Origin of the sequence: Acinetobacter sp. YH12236 (genome assembly GCF_013417645.1) — a bacterium.
GTDB lineage: Bacteria > Pseudomonadota > Gammaproteobacteria > Pseudomonadales > Moraxellaceae > Acinetobacter.
This window is the reverse complement of sequence record NZ_VPDM01000004.1, coordinates 117,103-136,479: the sequence shown is the minus strand read 5'-3', so window position 1 is coordinate 136,479 and position 19,377 is coordinate 117,103. Positions and strand designations below refer to the sequence as shown.

The window sequence follows — 19,377 nt, the reverse complement described above, 5'->3', positions numbered from 1 at the left end:
AACCGTTTAATCCTGTTTATTTCTAAAATTAAAGTTCAGCCAAAGAATGTAATAGTGCCTTGATGTCATCAAGTTGTGTGGCTCTAAGATCAGATTCTTCATCCCAATAGAGTCCTACACAGTTTGCCTGCATATCAATAGCATAAATGCCCTTTAATGCAATGGGAAAATCTTTAAATTTGTCATCCCCATGCACCAGTTCAAGTTTGTTATCAACCACGCGGGCACGCATCAGCGGTAAACGGGCATCTGGAAGCAGCACACTGTAATAGGCCACCATACTGGCACGACTTTCAGTCGCCTTGGGAATATTGGTCCAGTCCGGCGCAACCACCAGACGTGGATGTAAGCCCATCTTGCGGGCTTTATCACGCATGAGTCCTAATGCCTTTTCTCTAGGACTCACACGCAGACCAAAAATAGACCCCAGTACGAAAACGATGATGACAACTGCCACCCAGATTCCGGTATTTTCCATAGTTCAACCTTTATGTTCTTATATTAGATTTGCATAAGCCCGCTATAAAAGGCAAGCACCGCTGGATAAATTTAATTTCCCAGCAGCTGCGGACTATAAATAATTTCCCGTTTATTTAACTGTATTAGCTGATGTTTGATGAGTAAATCGAGTGATTCTCGTACCTCTTCCTTAGGCACGCATCGCTCTAGTAACGCCTCGAAACTGGCAATAAATTTAGGCCGACGTTCTGCAAAAACATTGAGATAAGGCATCAGGCGCAGACGTAAATGACTTAATTTTCTTTCAGTCACTTCATCTTGAGTTTCGACGGTTTCGACGGTTTCGACGGTTTCGACGGTTTCGACGGTTTCGACGGTTTCGACGGTTTCGACGGTTTCGACGGTAGCTAAATGCTGTTTATAAAATTTTTCAATTGCTGCAGTCTGATATTGAAGCTTACCAGACTGATTTTTAATAATTTTTATTCTAATTAATTCATCTACTAAAAGCTGAGCATATTTTTCTTCCACTTTTAAATTGGCTTTAAGCGAGTTGATTAAAGTTTCTACTTTTGCAGGCTTAGAAAAGTTACTTCTCACTAAATTGGAGCAGTATTGAAAAATCAGCTTTTGAATGTCTATTTCTGCTTTTATTTGCTGAGCAATATTTGGATTGACTAATGGTTTAGCTGAAATAACTTTAGCCTGAAATTTCGCAATTTTAAGTAAGTCCGCCACATATTCCATAGAAAAGTCATTCGACATAATCTCGAAGCAAACTTCAGAGCTTTTATATTGGGTAGAAAGCTGTCCAGCAATAAAACATAGGCCAAAATCAGCAGCGTCTTTACCTATTTTAGGCATCTTCAGGACTTTTAGTTTTCCTGCACTGATTGCAGGTGCAAGCCTGACGACACCATCCAGACTAAACCCCATGGGCGTTTTGGCATAGACCAGATAAACATATTGATATTGGGCAAGATATTGAAGGAGCTCTGTTTCAGTTTTAGGTAAGTTTTCAATATCCAATAAAAGTATTTTTTTCATATGCCCTCATGAGATTATTCTAATTTAGAAACATCTCATGACTATATAACACTTCGTGACCATTCCAATAAATATATCCTTTTTCAATCAACTCTTTAAGTAAAAGACGGACATCGGATTTTGGAAATAACTGCTCGAGCAAATCACGTAATTCATAAATATCTTTAGGCTTATTTCCCTGTAATTCGCGCAGCTTGCGTGCAACTTCGAGCTGTACCGGATCAATTTTATTAAAGTTTTTGAACAGGCCTTGCTGGGCAGACTGGATTAGAGATTGAGCAGGTTCAACAACAGGCTCTTCAGGATTAAGCTTCGAGATCACCTGATTCAAAGCTGGTTTTTCAATGGGTACATGTTCATTGAGATCCAGCTGCACCCACTGTTTCAGCACTTTTTTACGGAAACTGATTTGCTCGTCATAACGTTTGACTATTTTCAGATTAATCAGCATGCCAACTACATGCTGGGCTTTGCCTGGTAAAACTTGCAGAATATTGGTGACAGAATTTTTTAAGGTTTCGAGCGTGGTCGGTTTACCACTCATCTTGCCGAGCGCATCACAATATTTTTTCACCAGCTGCAAAGCCGGTTTAGCTTTAATGGCTTCAATACTTGGCAACTGGATTTTGGGTTTATCTTGAGTCTCTGTTGATGCATCCTCTGGCAACACCTGAATCAGGCTGCAATCAATATCTGAAGCCTGTAGCATCTGCATTAGCATTTCACTGCTATCCATCGCAGAGATCAGCTCGACCTGAGTATCTGCTTCCAGCAAAGCCATCAACTGGCCCACAATCACGGCATATTCATATTCCTTATGCTCTGCTTCCGGGACATCCAGAATGATAATTTGTCCACTGCTGATCCAGCTCGCCAACTCAGTCAGTTCTTCTAGAGCAAACTCGAATTTTCCGGCACAGTTAAACAAATACAAGGTCGGATAATGTTCAACAATGTCACGTAACAGTTTGGCTGTAGGAAAGTTATTTTCGAGATCAAGAAGGACAACTTTTTGGCGCATAAGGCAAGATTAAAAACTGAGCTAGAAAAATACTATTAGAGTAGGAAGTGTGTGAAAGGTCAAATAGTTTCCTCCTTCCATGACGATATTTAGATTTTAAAGATCATCTTGGACGAAGTAAAAGTGGCGACTTGGTTTAGGTTTATCGAGCTTCACCTGCTTAAAAGAAAACCCTCACGACTGGAGGGCTTTCTTTTTGTTTTCTTTTTAAAAATTATTTGTAAATTAATAATGCGGTGGACGGTTGGTGACCGGATCAAAAGCATCAATCCCTTCGGACAAATCTGCAGACTCAACACGTTGATATAACAACTGCATTTGTTTTTTTAAATCGGCAATTTCCAGATTCTGGCGAGTGACCTGCTGATTCAGCTGTTCAACTAAATCATCTAAAAATGCAATTCGCACTTGCAAATCTTCAATGGGTGCGGAAAATGACGCCTGATCATTTAGATTTTGTTGTTTAGTCATTTTAAGTCCTCATTTGGGATTTCAGGAAACATTAACATTATGGCCTATATTACTTTAAGGGATGTCCAACTGGCATTTGGCGGACCTGCCTTGCTCGACGGCGCCAACTTTAATTTGGAACGCGGTGAACGAGTATGTTTGATTGGCCGTAATGGTGAGGGTAAGTCTACCTTACTTAAACTGATTGAAGGAAGTTTACTCCCGGATAGTGGTGAAGTTTCGTTACAAAATGGCATCACCATTTCCATGCTGGCCCAAGACGTGCCAATGGATTCCGGCAAGGTTGCAGATATTGTTGCCGACGGCGCTGGTGAAGCTTCAGAAGTGTTGCGTGCCTATCATGAAGCCAGTGAAGCCTGTGTGCTGGGCGATATGGAAGCCTGTGATCGCATGGGACATTTGCAGCATCAGATGGATCAGCTGGATGGCTGGGCTTTGGAAACTAAGGTCAACTCAATCCTGAGTAAAATGGGACTGGATCCTGAAGCGGATCTGGCCGATTTATCCGGTGGTCGTAAACGCCGTGTCCTGTTGGCACGTGCCCTGCTCACCCAACCTGATGTGCTGTTACTCGACGAACCGACCAACCATCTGGATGTCGAAAGTATCGAGTGGCTGGAAAAATTCCTGCTCGAGCAGAACAACCTGACCTTACTGTTTATTTCGCATGACCGTGCCTTTGTGGACAGTATTGCGACCCGTATTGTCGAGCTGGACCGTGGTATTTTGCGTAGCTATGAAGGCAACTATTCACGCTACCTCGACCTGAAAGCTCAGCAGCTGGAAGCAGAAGAAAAACAGAATGCCCTGTTCGAGAAAAAACTGGCTGAAGAAGAAGCCTGGATTCGTCAAGGTATTAAAGCGCGCCGTACCCGTAACGAAGGTCGTGTTCGTGCTCTGAAAGAATTGCGTGAAGAGTCTAAAGCACGCCGCTTCCAGCAAGGCAAAGTCAACATGTCGACTCAGGAAGCACAGCGTTCAGGTAAAGTGGTGTTCGAGATTGAACATCTGAGCGTGAAGTTTAGTGACAATGCACCGATCATTAATGATTTCTCGGCGCTGGTAATGCGTGGCGATCGGATCGGTCTGGTGGGTGATAATGGTGTCGGTAAAACTACACTAATCAAAGCCATTCTGGGAGAAATCGAGCATGGCGGTACAGTCAAAACCGGTACCCAGTTGGAAATTGCTTATTTTGACCAGCTACGTAATGTGCTGGATCTGGAAAAATCAGTTAAAGATAACGTTTCGGAAGGTTCAGATCATGTCGATGTGAATGGCCAACGTCGTCATATCTATAGCTATTTACAAGACTTCCTGTTCTCCCCAGAACGTGCCCGTACGCCAGTTAAAGCCCTTTCAGGTGGTGAACGCAACCGTATTCTGCTCGCCAAACTATTACTGAAACCATCCAACCTGATCGTGATGGACGAACCGACCAACGATCTGGATATGGTGACGCTAGAACTGCTGGAAGAAATGCTGGCGGAATACAAAGGCACCCTGCTACTGATCTCGCATGACCGTGCTTTTATGGACAATGTCGTAACATCGACCTGGGTCTTTGATGGCAAAGGCAATATTGATGAATATGTCGGTGGCTATCAGGATTATCTGGAACAACGTCCAGATCAAACTGTGGTTGACCAGAAAATGGCTGTCAAAAAAGCTCAGGCCAAAGCTGAAGCAGCAGTTACACCTGTAGCATCGGCTCCGAAGAAAAAACTCAGCTACAAAGATCAGCGTGAACTGGAAATGTTACCGGCTGAAATTGAAGCACTGGAAAAAGAACAAGCTGAACTTTCCGACAAACTGGCGGATGGCTCTTGGTTTGTCACAGATGCAGCAGCAGCGACCAAAGCATCTGAACGTTTAGGCGAAATTGATGAGATTTTGCTGGAAAAAATGGAACGTTGGGACGAATTGGAAAATATGACCAAAGGCTAATCTTTAAATCGCCTAGTCACTAAGCATCTGTATTGGTACAGGTGCTTTTTTATTTTGCAGTTTTTTATTTCAAAAAGCTCTTCTGCTACACTGCTGACATCTTTAATTTCAAATACTGAATTTATGAGTCGAACGCCAGAATACCAACCCGGTGAATTTCAATGGTCATTCCTGTTACCGCAATACTGGGGTATCTGGGTGGGTATTGTATTTCTGATGATTCTGGCTATCTTACCTTGGGCGATTCAGCATCGTCTGGCACGTCTACTTGGCCAGATGGCATTTAAATATTTGAAATCTCGCCGTGAAACCACTATTCGCAATCTGGAAGTCTGTTTCCCGGAATGGTCAGCTCAAGAGGTTCAGGACAATGCCCGTATGGTCTTTATTGACCAGATGCTCGGTGTATTTGAGACCTTGAATGCCTGGTATTGCCCAAAATGGTTTAAAGGCCGGGTACAGATTGAAGGGCTGGAACATATCCAGCAGGCTCAGGCAGAAGGTAAAGGGGCTTTATTGCTCGGTACTCACTCGACTTTGCTAGATGCCGGCGGTTATTTATGTGCACAGTATTTTGAGCCAGATGTGGTGTATCGACCACAAAATAATCCCCTGCTTGATATGCTGATTTACCGTTGCCGTGCCACCATTTATGCCAACCAGATTGACCATGATGATATGCGTGGTCTGGTGCGTAACCTGAAAAATGGCCATGCCATCTGGTACAGTCCGGATCAGGATTTTGGTTTAAAACAGGGTGTAATGGCGCCCTTTTTTGGGGTACCTGCAGCCACAGTCACTGCACATCGTCGCTTATTGAAAATGACCAAGGCCGCTGCCATTCCACTCTATTTTTACCGGACTGGTGATATTAAAGATCCATGCTACTGTGTGTTGATCGAGCCTGCGGTAGAGAACCTGCCAAGTGCGGATGAAGTCGATGATGCAACCCGGGTAAATCTGATTATTGAACGCCAGTTGCGCATTGCACCGACGCAATATATGTGGTTCCACCGTCGCTTTAAGACCCGTCCTGAAGGCTATGATAAAATCTATTAAAAACTAGAAAAAATATGGACGGTATTATTGGCAAGACAACTCAATGATCCGTTCCTTGATAAATCCACATCGCTTCTGTATGCCCTGCACGCTCAAAACCTAGAGCTTTATAAAATTCAGTGGCATGCTGATCAGCCACCAGAATTTTCTGATGAAATCCTGAATAACGTTGCAGCATTTCTTGCATGATCAGACGACCAATACCCTGTCGCTGCACCTCCGGGTGAACCAATAAATGTGGGAAATACACCACCAGATAACCATCTGAAATCGCATTTCCCAAGCCGACCAGCCGACCGTTGATACGTGCCGTCACCAGACTATGAGAATGCTGCAAAGCCTTTAAAAGCAATTGAGGTTTTTCTGCAGCTGACCATTGATTGACAAGATAGAGCTGTAGCACTTCGAATTCATTGACTGAATCATGATCGGAAATCATAACTTCCATTCAGGTAATATCCATTTTTTAATTTAAATTTTATTTTAATAATCAATTAATTATAATAAAAAAATGAGCCAAAAATAATTTAACCCGGGTTCTACATCCTGTAAAACCTGGGTTAATGAGGTTGTGCTTTCATATGTTATAATTGCTTCTTCGTTGTTGTGATTTCCCTTTCAGCATCATTTCCATGATGTTTTCATTCAGCTTCGTCTTCCTTATGAGAATATCCTTTCTCGACTCCCTGTGCTGATGAGCTTAGAATACGTGGATTCCTCTGTGCTGCCCATTCGCAAGAAGCGGAAACTGCTGTAAGCAATATCGTACACTTTTCAGCTAAAACTATAAGAATTTCTCCTCATTCTTATACGCCATCGCAATCTTATCAGTGACTTTCTTCTCTTCTTTCTCTGCCTTTTCAATTCCTTCCTGAATGGCTTCTTTGGCTTCCTGACCATCCTGATCCGTTTCTTCCAGCTCTTCCTGATGATGCTCAAATACCCGGCCAGTTTGTAATACCAGATAAACTGGAAAATGATCTGATCCGACGTGTTTTAAACGCTCCATATGCACCAGAGCGAAATCGGTGCTGTGAAACACATGGTCAAGCGACCAGCGCAATAAGGGATAATCGGCATGAAAGGTATTCACATAACGTCGGCCAACACGCGGATCCAGCAAACCACTAATACGCTGAAATAAACGTGTCGTGCGTGACCAGGCCACATCATTCAGATCTCCCATCACAATGCAGCTTTCATCCAGATCCTTAATCTGGTCCCCTACAATCAGCAATTCCGCATCACGTAAGGTTGAATCTTTGGCTTCAGTTGGGCTTGGTGGTTTCGGATGCAGACAATAGAGCTGTACCGGCTGTCCGGAACGTAACAAGACCTTGGTATGAATCGAGGGAATTTCATCACTCAGAATAAATTTAACCTCGGTTTCACTCAGCTCAAGTTTGCTGTACAGATGCATGCCATACAGATTATCCAAAGGTACAGGTACCCGATAGGGGTAATCTGGCTCAATGACGGCCAGCGCATCCTGCCATGCATGATCGGTTTCCAGCGTTAAGACCAAGTCTGGCTGATGGGTCTGGATCTGTTCAATCAGTAAATGATATTTAGTATTGGTGGTCAGAACATTTGAAACAATCAGGGAAATCTGACGATCCGGATCCAGCTGATCCTGCTTGACCTGCTTGACCTGTTTTTTCCAAACAAAGGTATAAGGCAAGACCATTTTCAGCTGATACGCCAAAGCAGCGATCAGGCCGACAAAAAGCAGCTGATTGAAGGCCGTCCATGGGTGATCGACCAGGAGAAAAAGAACAAAGGCAATGAAGCCCAAAACCAGAATCTGTAAACGTGGAAAATCTGCACCACGAATCCACCATTCATCTCGGGGAATCAGCGACCAGAAACTTAACCAGATGACCACGATTGCCATGATCTGGATAAACCCTACCATAAGATACACTCTTTACTAAGTTATTATTTTTTCTAAAAGAAAAATTGCTTTATCAATTTTGTATGTATCATAAAGCAGATATTTCGCTCAAGAATATTGATGTTTTGATTGTGTAGCTCTTGCAGTCACGTCCCTTTTTGATACACTCGAATCCCTTTTGATTTTTTAACGCACCGAGGCAAAGTGACATGAAAGTAGGTCTGGTCGGTTGGCGCGGGATGGTGGGTTCCGTCCTTATGCAACGTATGGTTGAAGAGAATGATTTTGCTCATTTTGAGCCATTCTATTTTTCTACCAGTAATGCGGGTGGTGAAGCTCCGGCATTTGGTGGTAAGACTGCCCCAGCACTTATGGATGCAACAGACATTAACAGTCTGAAGCAAATGGATGTCATTATTACCTGTCAAGGTGGCGATTACACCACTGAAGTTTTCCCAAAAATCAAAGCTGAAGGCTGGAATGGCTACTGGATTGATGCAGCATCTACCCTGCGTATGGATGATGAAGCAATCATCGTACTTGATCCGGTGAATATGCATGTGATCAAAGATGGTTTGGTTAAAGGCACCAAGACTTTTGTCGGTGGTAACTGTACAGTTTCCTTGATGCTGATGGGCTTGGGCGGTCTGTTCCAGAACAATCTGGTGGAATGGGCAACGTCAATGACCTATCAGGCCGCTTCAGGTGCAGGCGCGCAAAACATGCGTGAACTGATCAATGGTATGGGTTATTTATATAACAATACCAAAAAGTTGCTAGATGATCCGCGTTCTCCAATTCTGGATATCGACTCTAGAATTGCTGAATTACAACGTGGTGAAGGCTTCCCGTCTGCAAACTTTGGCGTTCCTTTGGCTGGTTCACTCATTCCTTATATCGACAAGCAACTGGAAAGCGGCCAGTCGAAAGAAGAATGGAAAGGTCAGGTTGAAACCAACAAGATTCTGGGCAACCAGCAGATCGTGCCAATTGATGGTCACTGTGTACGTATCGGCGCAATGCGTTGTCACTCTCAGGCATTAACGCTGAAACTTCGCAAAGACGTTCCACTGGATGAGATCGAAGATATCATTGCAAATGCAAATGACTGGTCTAAAGTTGTGCCAAACACTCGTGAAGCATCAATGACTGACCTAACTCCTGTTGCAGTCACTGGTACATTAACTGTACCTGTTGGTCGTCTGCGTAAACTGAACATGGGTAAAGAATACCTAGGTGCATTCACAGTAGGTGACCAGTTACTTTGGGGTGCTGCAGAACCTTTACGTCGTATGCTGCGCATCTTGATTGACTATAAAAACTCTTAAGTTTCCGTCAGGAAATAAAGCATGAAGCCGATCTTTATTGATCGGCTTTTTTGTGTAACTATTGCGTAAGTATTTTACAAAAAACAAACATCCCGTTAATCTATAATTTTCGCTATGCGATAATGACTGAGCTCACAGATGACTGTATATAACAAATTAAAGCTTGCCATTTTAGCCATTGTTGCTTCACAAAATATCTATGCGATTAATGTAGATTCGGTACAAATCCAGTCTGCACCTGGGGAATTGCTTTATGCGGAAATGAATTTCCATCAATCAGATATTAACTTGCCCATTGAAGTAAGTTTAGCCTCGCCAGAAGACCTGATTTCTATGGGCGCATCGCATCAGCCACCGGGTCATTTGAATTTTTTCACCCGTCGCAACAGTAATGGAACTGGGGTTATTACCATTACCTCCTCGCGCCCGGTTACTGATCGTGAATTAAATATCATTGTTAAAATCAAAGAAGGCAATGCAGCACGCCTACAGCATATCCGTACTGCATTAAGACCTAAAACTGATTTGTTACAGGCCAGCCTGAAACAGACTGAACAGCCCCTCGCGCCTGTCGTAGTCGTGAGTGAAAAAGATATTGCCCTGAACTTACCGGTGAGTACGCGTTATACCAATGCACAATCCAAACCAACCACCCCGTTTGTGGCAGAAAAACCGTTAGCCTTACAAAACACAGCACCTCCTGCATTATCAGCCAGCTCTATCCCTAAAACAGCGTTAGCTGCTGTGACCCATGAGCCGACATCGAGTATTGCAGCTCAAGTCACAAGCCCAACAAAACTTAATACTGAAACTGCGGTAGCAGCGACAAGTCATAGTTCACAGCAAGCTGGCAATGTAAACACTGCGCCAGTGAATACTTCATCCAAAGCAGCTCACGCGACTGCGGCTCAAGCAGATGCAACGTCAAACTTACAGGCTGCAGCTACAAAAATTCAGGCTGAAACAAAACCAGCTGAAATTACAATAGATCCAACAAATAAAAATGCAGCCTCAGCGCAAGTTTCTGCACCGACAAGCACTGAAAACCAGATGGTGTCCAGTGATCCACTTGTCAAAAAATATGCAGAACAACAGGCTCGCAAGCAGGCGGCATCCAGCACTGCACAGGACAAACCAAATTTAGCGACTAAAACTCAGGCACAGCCGGCAGCCATCAAACAAAGCACCTCAACCCAGATCAAGCCGACGTATGTGGTACAGTCAAATGAGTCGCTTTGGGGCATTGCTTCCAAGATTGCCAATGAACAGCAGCGTCCAGTAAGTGAGGTCATGCAGCAGATCAAGCGTGAGAATGAACATGCTTTTATTGGGGGTGATGCTAACCGCTTGCGTAAAGGCGCAGCACTTAATTTAGCGACCGTTCATACTGCGAAAACTCCGATCCAGGCCTCAGCAATTAAGTCTGCTCAAGCACCCTCTAAACCTGCTGCAAAAACCAAATATCGCCTGAATGAGGCTGAAATGAGCCTGGTTGCCGAGAGTCAGCGTGATTCCGGCCAGGTTTCTGCCAACTCAAACACAAAAGAAAATCGAACTTCGAAAGAGTTGTCATTAAAAGTTATGACAGCCCGTGAAAAAACCGTTAAATTACAGAGAAACGTAACTGAACTAGAATTGGCACTCAATCAGAAGGATCACAGAATTCAATTATTAAATGCTCGTCTTGCCCAGCTGCAACAACAGCTTAAAGCACAACAGGCAGATAAAAAGCCAATTAATTAAAAAGTTACACATGACGATTTATTGGGATAGGCGAACTTAAGGACTCTATCCCCAAGGGGTAAAACATGCTGATTTATGTGATTCCATTAGTGATATTGATCATCGTATTAATTGTTGTAAAAAAACGACAAGATGCTCAAGAATCAGATAAAGCAAAAACTAAAACTGTAAAAGCGAAAAAACTTGGCGCTGCGTCAAAATCCACCTCCCAAAGAACCAAAGTGGTGGAGCCAGCCGGAGTCGTTAAAAAATCAGCAACGCCTCTATCAGCAGAGACACGCAAAAAAATTGAAGGTCTGGTTCAGGAACGTAATTTCTTTGCTGCTGAAGCGCAAATCAATCAGGCACTGAATCGCGATAATTCTCAACATGAATTGTATTTACTACTGCTCGACATTCATATCCTGCAAAAAGATGAATTTGCGATTTCACAGCTGATTAATCATGTCCGTTCTCTAGGACTGGAAGATATTCTGGCTCAGGCTGAAGTCAAAAAACGTGAATTTGAAAGTGCTACTACAATAGCTCAAGATACAAACAATTTTTCAAACTCAGCAGTAGAAGGTTTTTCTAAGGATGAAAATTCAGTATCTATAGATGCATTTGCAGATTTAACTACCTCTTCCCCCTCAAATGAACTTGCATTTGAACAAATGCAGCAGGAAATTCAACCAAGTAAACCAATTTCTGCAGTCGAATCTGCAACAAATGTTGAGCCTCTAGAGTTTAATTTTGAGCCGGTAAATCCAGTAGCTCAACCAGTTAAGTCAGAAGATATATCTTCAACTCTAGATAACGCTTTAGAATTTGATTTTCAAGATAAAATAACCGAAAATCAGCTTACCTCAACAACAACAGAATCAACGCCTGTTCAAGATTTTAAACTTGAGCTTGAACCATCTGTATCTTTAGAAACAGAATCAGCGCCTGCAACTACAGAAGAAATCCAGCCTTTAGATTTTTCTTTCTCTCTAGACACTCCAACACCTGCAGTGGAAAAAACAGCCGAACCTGCGACTGAGTTTGATCTGTCTAGCCTCGATATTGCAACGCCTGCAACTGAAACACCTGGACTAGATTTCAAACTTGATAATGTCGAAGCTGTAAAAGAAGCTCCTGTTTCTACAGGAGTGAATTTTGAGATTCCGACAGCGCCAGTAACTACAGCAATCGATCAACATGATCCATTGGTGCAGTCTTTCCCTGATCTGATGGAAGTTAATGAAGCGGACCTTAACCTGGAGCTGGCACAACAATATATCCAGTTAGGCGCTTATGCAGCTGCCCGTGAAGTCATAGCTGAACGTGAAGCTGAATATACAGCAGCACAACGCCAGCAAGCTGATCAGTTGCTGAATCAAATCGCATCTTAATCAATTTCCCTTTACACTAAAGCAGTCAACATTTGGCTGCTTTTTTTATGATGAAAGATATTGCACTGATTTATATGGGCGGCACCTTTGGCTGTGTCGGTGACCCGCTCGCCCCTATGTCTGCCGATTTATTTATTCCAAAACTGGAACAGCTGCTTGCTACGGATCAACCGTTGATTCAGTATTACTGCGCTCCTGTGATTAAGGACAGCAGTGCCTGTACTGCTACAGACTGGTTAGAACTGGTGCAATTTATCCAAAATCTGCAATCTGAACAGCAGATACAACATTTTGTGATTATTCACGGGACAGATACCCTGAGCTATGCCAGCGCAGTATTGGCACATTTTATGGGGAATTCGGCTCATATTGTGCTGACTGGCAGCCAGTATCCCCTCCTGAATGCTGAAGGCGATGCGCAACGCGAATTTAGCGATGCCATGGACAATCTGAGCTTTGCGCTCTCTTCAGTAACTCAGTGTAATGCAGGTGTTTATCTGGCTTTTCATCAGCAACTGATTCATGCTCAAACTGCCTTAAAGCAACATACCACTGAGCTGAATGCCTTTACTGGTCTGGATGCGCATATCGCTATTCAGGCCAACCAGCAAAGTCATCAGGTTACAGCAGACGATATTGCCAAAGCTCTGGATTTTAACTGTATGAGCTTGATGATGCAGCCGATCGATTTAGTTCAACAGTTCAATAATCTGAAAAATATTTTGGCCTATCCTCCGCATTTTCTATTCCTGCAAGGCTTTGGAACCGGCAATCTGGCCGTCAATCCAGAGATCGTAGATTTTATCAATCAGCTCTATGCCAAAGGCTGTATCTCGGTCTTAACTACTCAAGTGCCTTTCGGTGCCACCGATCAGCGTTATGCCATTGCTGAATGGGTGCATGATTGCAAAATTCTACTCAATGAAAGTTATGGCCATGCTGATCTTTATGCAAAAGCCCTAAAAATGTATTTACAATATGACACGGTAGAACAATGGCATGCCCATTGGTACGATTAGTCAGGTTTTGAGGTCATTATGCAGCGTTTTGCGGTGGGAATTGAGTTTTGTGGAACGAATTATCGAGGTTGGCAGACTCAACAACCGGGCGTAATCAGTGTTCAGGAAACCATCGAGAAGGTTCTCAGTAAAATTGCCGATGAACCGATTATTCTGCATGGTGCAGGCCGAACCGATGCCGGCGTGCATGCGACCAATATGGTCGCACATTTTGATACCCATGCCTTGCGTTCTGAACGAGGCTGGTTAATGGGCTCAAATAGCCAGTTACCTAAGGATATCTCAATCCAATGGATCAAGGAGATGGATGATGGCTTCCATGCACGCTTTAAAGCACAGGCACGCCGTTATCGTTATATTGTCTATAACCATCCGGTACGCCCTGCCTTGCTGCATAAACAGGTCACTCATATTTACTATCCACTTGATGTCAAAAAGATGATTGAAGCGGCTGCAAAGTTTGAAGGCACACATAACTTTGAGAGTTTCCGTGCAGCAGCCTGCCAGTCCAATCAGCCGGTACGTCACGTCCGTCACTGCCGCCTGATCCAGCATGGGCCTTATCTGATTCTAGATATTCAGGCGGATGGCTTCCTGCATCATATGGTACGCAATATCATGGGCTGTTTGCTGGAAATCGGCCAAGGCATGTATGGGGTTGACCATATTGACCATATTTTTGCAGCAGAAGATCGTAAAGCAGCCGGTGTTACCGCACCACCGGACGGTCTGTATTTTATCCAGGCTGAATATCCAGAGTATTTTGACCTACCCAAAGTACCTTTGGGTCCATACTGGTTAAATATGCCGGAATAAGCTAATTATTTTTAATTTTTAAATCCCTCCTAACCTCCCTTTGAAAAAGGGAGGAACTCCTCTCCTTTATTAAAGGAGGGGTTGGGGGAGGATTTTAGATTTTAAAGATTAACGCTGTTTCCGCTTTCGATATTCAACCGGTGTTTCATTGGTCCAGCGTTTAAACGCACGGTAAAAAGTACTTGGCTCCGAGAATCCAGTCAGATAAACAATCCGCTCCACACTTTCATTGGTACTCGCCAATAGACGTTTAGCCAGACGACAGCGATAATCAGACAGAATCTGCTGGAAACTGGTATTAGCCTCACTGAGCTGGGTACGTAAACGGCGTGGGGTAATATTCAGTTGAGCGGCTACAGTTTCCAAAGTCGTTTCACCACTTTCTAAAGTAGAACCGATTGCACGACGTACTTCCCCGACTAAATCGTAACGAGCCAGTTCCTGTAATTTTTCAATTGCCAGCTGTTCATGTAGCTGCAACAGTTCCGGCTCTGCCTGCCAAAGCGGGAAATCCAGAATACTGGGATCAAAATACAAACGGGTTTCTTTCTGGCCCAGACTTACCGGGCATTCATAGACCCGGAAATATTCTTCATCTGCCGCGCCTTTGGAAAAATTGAAATCGATATAGATCGGTTCAAAGCGGCCTTCAGTAATAAATTTAAAGAAACGCAGCACACCCGACATCGCACATTCGGTAAAGTGACGATTGACCAGACTTTCAGCAAAAGGCTGTTCACCATTGGTCAGATAGCAGCGATCGTCTTCGACCACCAGCTTGGCATGAAAGGCATCACTGATCAGACGCTGATAAGCCAGTGCACGTTTCAAGCCTTCACCAAAATTCTCTGATGAAATAAACAGATGCTCGATCACCTGTCCGCGATAGAGCGGCAAATGTTCACCCAGATGCAATCCGATATCCGGGTCCTTACTGACCTCTTCTGCGGCAACCCAGAAGGCATACTGAGCACTGAGCGGAGTACGATCATTGGTCTCCACCTGATTTAAAGCGACTCCTGCTTTTGTCAGAAGTTCTTCTGTTGGCAAACCTGCACGACGAATCGCCTGATAGCCTAAACGCAATACGACTGATGCATCCGTTAGCTGACTCACTCAAAAACCTTCCTTGTATGTACTTCATTTATACTTAAAAAGATTGAAATTAGATTAACTGTGATTGACCAAACTGACAACAGATACCACACGCTTTTTAGTTAAAAAGTTTAAACTCACACTTCGCTTATTTTACTGACAGATGATCAGTCTAACGCCCGTTACACCTTGTGTTTTGCGAAAAAATTGACTATAATTTGCGCCTTTCCAATTTATTCATTCAGGTAGGCTATGGCCAATAAAGAGGAACTCATCGAGTTCGAAGGCGTTGTCACCGAGACGCTTCCTAATACTATGTTCCGTGTACGTTTAGAAAACGGTCACGAAGTAATTGCCCATATTTCTGGTAAAATGCGTAAACACTATATTCGTATTTTGACTGGCGATAGCGTGAAGGTCGAAATGACTCCTTATGATTTGACTAAGGGTCGTATCACATACCGTGCGCGCTAAGTTTTAGCGGAAGCAAAAGCCACTCATCCAGTGGCTTTTTTATTGTCTTTTCTTTTATATCAATTCCCCTGCACATTCCCTATACTGCATTCGAAGATAATAATTTCTATTTTTCCTCTAATAAAAACAGTGAATCATTCATGCAAAAAATCTTGTTTTCTCTGATCCTAGGAATCAGCCTGACTGCCTGCGCCACTACCAATTCGACAAAATTACGACAAATAGATCAGCAGTTATAGCAATATATCGGCCAATCTGCAGAGTCGATTCGCAAGGATCTGGATTTAACTGCACTCGGTTTTAAGACCTCAAAAGCACCTGTACAAACGGAAAAACGTCTGAGTTATACCGTACTTCGCACCATTGAACTTCCGCTGGGAACACCGGCCATTCAGCAAAGTGTCAGTATAGGTGCCCCTGTACGACTCGCAACTGCACCCGGCCCGGGTTATCAGGTTGAAATGCCCTGTCAGATTCATTTTCAGCTAGAACAAGAGATTGCCCAATCTGTGCAATATAGTGGACGTGCCTGTTAAGACTCATTTTTGCTTTTTATTCATTTTGAAGTGGATATAAAAGCGTTCTAAGTTGTCTTAGATTTGACAGCTACAGCTAACATCTAACTGCCTGATTGTTCCTGTCCTGTCTAATAATAAATTACAACAGTTCCTCTCACACTTTGCTATTACACTGTTTTTAAGCGTTCCTTGAGTAGGAGTGATGTGATGTTGATAAGCAAAGGTACTCCTCTGGTATTGGGCTTGAGCATCCTGTTGCTCGGTCTGTCAGGGTGTGCACAGACACCCACGATCAGCCAGACCGACCGTGAAGCTTATTTACAACAATTTATTGGTCAGAGCAGCCAATATATTGATCGCAATTTAGATCTGAAACGTTTGGGTTATCAGCAAATCAGTGAGCCTGAGCTCAGCTCCCAACAGCTCAGCTATGTCGTAGAACGTCCTGTGACCGTTCCCTTACCAATTGCCCAGTTTCCGGCAGCAGGTACAGGCACAGTTCCGGTTCCAGTCACTGTGAGTCCTGCATCAGGTTATGATGTGAATTTGCAATGCAAGATTACCTTTTTGCTCAAAGACAATATTGCAACTTCTGTCAGCCTTTCGGGTCGAACATGTTAATCAAAATCAGTCATAAAAAAACGCAGCTCAAGGCTGCGTTTTTTTTACATGAAACTAATGAGTAACTCAGTTCAATGCAGTTACCACTGCCTGACCCATTTCCACTGTACCCACTTTAGTCATGCCTTCAGACATGATGTCAGCAGTACGCAGACCTTGGTCTAAAACATTCCCTACTGCATCTTCAATCGCTTTAGCGGCTGCTTCTTCACGGAAGGTATAACGCAGCATCATGGCTACAGACAGAATGGTTGCCAATGGGTTTGCCAGGTTTTGACCTGCGATGTCTGGTGCAGAACCATGGCAAGGTTCGTACATCCCTTTACCATTTTCATCCAATGAAGCTGATGGCAACATACCGATTGAACCAGTCAGCATTGCAGCTTCATCAGACAGGATGTCACCGAACAGGTTAGACGTTACGATCACGTCAAACTGTTTAGGCGCACGTACTAACTGCATCGCAGCATTGTCTACATACATATGAGACAGGTTAATGTCCGGATATTGCTCTTCTTTCAGTGCAGTCACGGTTTGTTTCCAAAGCTCAGTCACTTCAAGCACGTTGGCTTTATCAACTGAACATACTTTACCGCCACGCAGACCAGCAAGTTCGAACGCAACCTTGGCAATACGTTTGATTTCAGATTCTGCATAAACGTCCGTGTTGAAACCTTGTTTTTCGCCATTTTCCAGTTCACGGATCCCGCGTGGCTGACCGAAGTAAATACCACCAGTCAATTCACGTACGATCAGGATATCCAGACCAGAGACGATTTCCGGTTTCAAGCTAGAGGCATCAGCCAATTGTGGATAAAGAATTGCTGGACGCAAGTTCGCAAACAGATTCAACTCACTACGTAGTTTTAACAGGCCACGTTCTGGACGGATTGAACGCTCAATCGTATCCCATTTTGGACCGCCTACAGCACCGAGCAGAATTGCATCTGCTTTTTTCGCCTGTTCAGACGTTACGTCTGGATAAGGTGAACCGTGTGCATCAATCGCAGCACCGCCCAACAGACCTTGTTCCCATGTTAAACCCAGATTGAATTTTTCATTAACTCGTGTAAGCACCTGTTCTGCGGCTTTTACAATCTCAGGGCCAATACCGTCACCAGCTAAAATCAAAATTTGTTTAGACATGAGCTTTTCCATTTATAAGGTCAGGCATCCACCTGACTAGGTTAAATTTTTTTTTCTACAAACTCTGCAATGCCATTGATGACATTATACGGTTTGCAAAAACGACGAATCACTTTCTGCTCTTGCAACAGGTCCACACACAATGGATCAGGTGCAGAGGCATTTAATAAACTGGTGCTACGTGCATTTCGGTCACGGAACATTTTCAGGGTATAGCGTTTATTCGCCTTAAACTGCTGGAACAGATGCAAGGTCTCAGCCTTATCCTTGCTAATCGGATAGAAACGCACCACCAGTTCATGCTGCCCTTCCAGCACAGATAAATAAATCGGATTATCCTGTTTCAGGTTTTTGGCCTGCAAACGAACCAGACGCTGATCCAGCGCTTCTGGGCTGATTCGCTTGGTGGACTCATCCACAATCATGGTCCGATTTAAACGTTCAAACTGACAATCCGGTGTGCCTGCACAATAAATCAAGGCATTGGATTTGCTTTCTGCATCTTCTTTGGCATGTTTAAGTTTGAAGGTATCAATGCTCTGACACGCGGTCATCAGCACTGATACTGCACTTAGAGCAAGCCACTGTTTCCAATACGTTGCCATGATGTCTGTATTAACCTATCAAAAAAAAATTAATAATCTTCTGATATTAGCAAGGCCTTCGCAGTCATGCCATGACAATTTTTGCTGTTTTATGAATGAATTTCAGCAAATACCCATGGGCGTGATTGTTTGGTTTTTTCTTCGTAGGCACGAATATCATCTGCTGCCTGCAAAGTTAAGCCAATATCATCCAAACCATTTAACAAACAATGCTTACGGAATGGGTCCACTTCAAACTTGAAACTTTCGCCATTTGGTGTACGAACTTCCTGCGCTTCCAGATCAATCGTTAACTGATAACCTTCAGCTGCTGCACATTCCTTAAATAACCGATCAACCGTTTCTTCCGGCAAGATCACCGGCAACATGCCATTTTTAAAACAGTTATTAAAGAAAATATCAGCAAAGCTTGGTGCAATCACAGTACGGAAACCGTATTCATTCAATGCCCACGGCGCATGCTCACGGCTTGAACCGCAACCAAAGTTAGCACGAGAAATTAAAATCGATGCACCTTGATAACGTGGCTGGTTTAACACGAAGTCCGGGTTAATCGGACGAACCGAGTTATCCTGACCCGGATAACCTTCATCCAAATAACGCAATTCATCAAACAGGTTTTCACCGAAACCGGTACGTTTGATCGATTTCAAAAACTGTTTTGGAATAATTAAATCTGTATCGACATTGGCACGGTCTAAGGGTGCAACAATACCTTGTTCAACGGTATAAGCTTTCATA

The 19,377-nt window shown here is 43.5% G+C and carries 19 protein-coding genes; 9 read left to right on the top strand and 10 right to left on the bottom strand.

Annotated features, from left to right (window positions below; translation table 11 throughout):
- Positions 1-28: 28 nt before the first annotated feature.
- The 4 genes from FTV14_RS03640 to FTV14_RS03625 all read right to left on the bottom strand — a co-directional run bounded on the left by FTV14_RS03640 (position 29) and on the right by FTV14_RS03625 (position 2,998).
- Positions 29-478, bottom strand: coding sequence for an ammonium transporter (locus FTV14_RS03640; protein WP_004781877.1), 450 nt, complete (start codon positions 476-478; stop codon positions 29-31).
- Positions 479-549: 71 nt separating this feature from the next.
- Positions 550-1,488, bottom strand: coding sequence for a PIN domain-containing protein (locus FTV14_RS03635; protein WP_257219749.1), 939 nt, complete (start codon positions 1,486-1,488; stop codon positions 550-552).
- 37 nt (positions 1,489-1,525) lie between these two features.
- Positions 1,526-2,527 carry a hypothetical protein gene (locus FTV14_RS03630; protein ID WP_004781874.1) on the bottom strand — a complete coding sequence of 334 codons (1,002 nt, stop codon included), beginning with the start codon at positions 2,525-2,527 and terminating at the stop codon, positions 1,526-1,528.
- Positions 2,528-2,752: 225 nt separating this feature from the next.
- Positions 2,753-2,998: a SlyX family protein gene (locus FTV14_RS03625; RefSeq protein WP_004781873.1), complete on the bottom strand. Its 246-nt coding sequence runs from the start codon at positions 2,996-2,998 to the stop codon at positions 2,753-2,755.
- 39 nt (positions 2,999-3,037) lie between these two features.
- Between FTV14_RS03625 and FTV14_RS03620 the strand changes: the two genes are divergently transcribed.
- Both FTV14_RS03620 and FTV14_RS03615 read left to right on the top strand, forming a co-directional pair.
- Positions 3,038-4,945, top strand: coding sequence for an ATP-binding cassette domain-containing protein (locus FTV14_RS03620; RefSeq protein ID WP_180053352.1), 1,908 nt, complete (start codon positions 3,038-3,040; stop codon positions 4,943-4,945).
- Positions 4,946-5,068: 123 nt separating this feature from the next.
- The gene (locus tag FTV14_RS03615) at positions 5,069-6,004 is read left to right on the top strand and encodes a lauroyl acyltransferase (RefSeq protein WP_180053351.1); all 936 of its coding nucleotides are present in this window, start codon (positions 5,069-5,071) and stop codon (positions 6,002-6,004) included.
- A gap of 40 nt (positions 6,005-6,044) precedes the next feature.
- Here the strand turns inward: FTV14_RS03615 and FTV14_RS03610 are convergent, their stop codons facing one another.
- Both FTV14_RS03610 and FTV14_RS03605 read right to left on the bottom strand, forming a co-directional pair.
- Entirely contained in the window at positions 6,045-6,452 is a 408-nt protein-coding gene (locus FTV14_RS03610) for a GNAT family N-acetyltransferase (protein WP_180002965.1), read from the bottom strand.
- 336 nt (positions 6,453-6,788) lie between these two features.
- Positions 6,789-7,919 carry an endonuclease/exonuclease/phosphatase family protein gene (locus FTV14_RS03605; protein ID WP_180053350.1) on the bottom strand — a complete coding sequence of 377 codons (1,131 nt, stop codon included), beginning with the start codon at positions 7,917-7,919 and terminating at the stop codon, positions 6,789-6,791.
- Positions 7,920-8,107: 188 nt separating this feature from the next.
- On the opposite strand from FTV14_RS03605, the gene asd reads away from it, so the two are divergent.
- The 5 genes from asd to truA all read left to right on the top strand — a co-directional run bounded on the left by asd (position 8,108) and on the right by truA (position 14,177).
- Positions 8,108-9,226 (top strand): aspartate-semialdehyde dehydrogenase, encoded by a 1,119-nt coding sequence (asd, locus tag FTV14_RS03600; protein ID WP_180053349.1) that lies wholly within the window; start codon positions 8,108-8,110, stop codon positions 9,224-9,226.
- Between the two features lie 138 nt (positions 9,227-9,364).
- Positions 9,365-10,969, top strand: a complete 1,605-nt coding sequence (locus tag FTV14_RS03595; RefSeq protein ID WP_180053348.1) for a FimV family protein — start codon at positions 9,365-9,367, stop codon at positions 10,967-10,969.
- Between the two features lie 65 nt (positions 10,970-11,034).
- A complete protein-coding gene (locus FTV14_RS03590) occupies positions 11,035-12,342 on the top strand; it encodes a fimbrial protein FimV (RefSeq protein WP_180053347.1) in 1,308 nt (435 codons plus the stop codon).
- 47 nt (positions 12,343-12,389) lie between these two features.
- A complete protein-coding gene (locus tag FTV14_RS03585) occupies positions 12,390-13,361 on the top strand; it encodes an asparaginase domain-containing protein (RefSeq protein WP_180053346.1) in 972 nt (323 codons plus the stop codon).
- A gap of 18 nt (positions 13,362-13,379) precedes the next feature.
- Entirely contained in the window at positions 13,380-14,177 is a 798-nt protein-coding gene (gene truA / locus FTV14_RS03580; protein WP_034702377.1) for a tRNA pseudouridine(38-40) synthase TruA, read from the top strand.
- 108 nt (positions 14,178-14,285) lie between these two features.
- Here the strand turns inward: truA and FTV14_RS03575 are convergent, their stop codons facing one another.
- Complete coding sequence (locus FTV14_RS03575; protein WP_004781856.1) at positions 14,286-15,293, bottom strand: AraC family transcriptional regulator; 1,008 nt, start codon at positions 15,291-15,293, stop codon at positions 14,286-14,288.
- Positions 15,294-15,524: 231 nt separating this feature from the next.
- Here FTV14_RS03575 and infA point away from each other — a divergent pair, with 231 nt between their 5' ends.
- Positions 15,525-15,746 (top strand): translation initiation factor IF-1, encoded by a 222-nt coding sequence (gene infA / locus FTV14_RS03570; RefSeq protein WP_001284370.1) that lies wholly within the window; start codon positions 15,525-15,527, stop codon positions 15,744-15,746.
- A gap of 725 nt (positions 15,747-16,471) precedes the next feature.
- On the top strand, positions 16,472-16,885 hold the full coding sequence (locus FTV14_RS03565; protein ID WP_004781855.1) for a hypothetical protein: 414 nt from the start codon (positions 16,472-16,474) through the stop codon (positions 16,883-16,885).
- A 66-nt stretch (positions 16,886-16,951) separates the two neighbouring features.
- Here the strand turns inward: FTV14_RS03565 and leuB are convergent, their stop codons facing one another.
- The 3 genes from leuB to leuD all read right to left on the bottom strand — a co-directional run bounded on the left by leuB (position 16,952) and on the right by leuD (position 19,376).
- Positions 16,952-18,031, bottom strand: a complete 1,080-nt coding sequence (leuB, locus tag FTV14_RS03560) for a 3-isopropylmalate dehydrogenase (RefSeq protein ID WP_004781852.1) — start codon at positions 18,029-18,031, stop codon at positions 16,952-16,954.
- Between the two features lie 41 nt (positions 18,032-18,072).
- Complete coding sequence (locus tag FTV14_RS03555; RefSeq protein ID WP_180053345.1) at positions 18,073-18,636, bottom strand: hypothetical protein; 564 nt, start codon at positions 18,634-18,636, stop codon at positions 18,073-18,075.
- 89 nt (positions 18,637-18,725) lie between these two features.
- Positions 18,726-19,376: a 3-isopropylmalate dehydratase small subunit gene (leuD, locus tag FTV14_RS03550; RefSeq protein ID WP_034702382.1), complete on the bottom strand. Its 651-nt coding sequence runs from the start codon at positions 19,374-19,376 to the stop codon at positions 18,726-18,728.
- Position 19,377 lies beyond the last annotated feature (1 nt).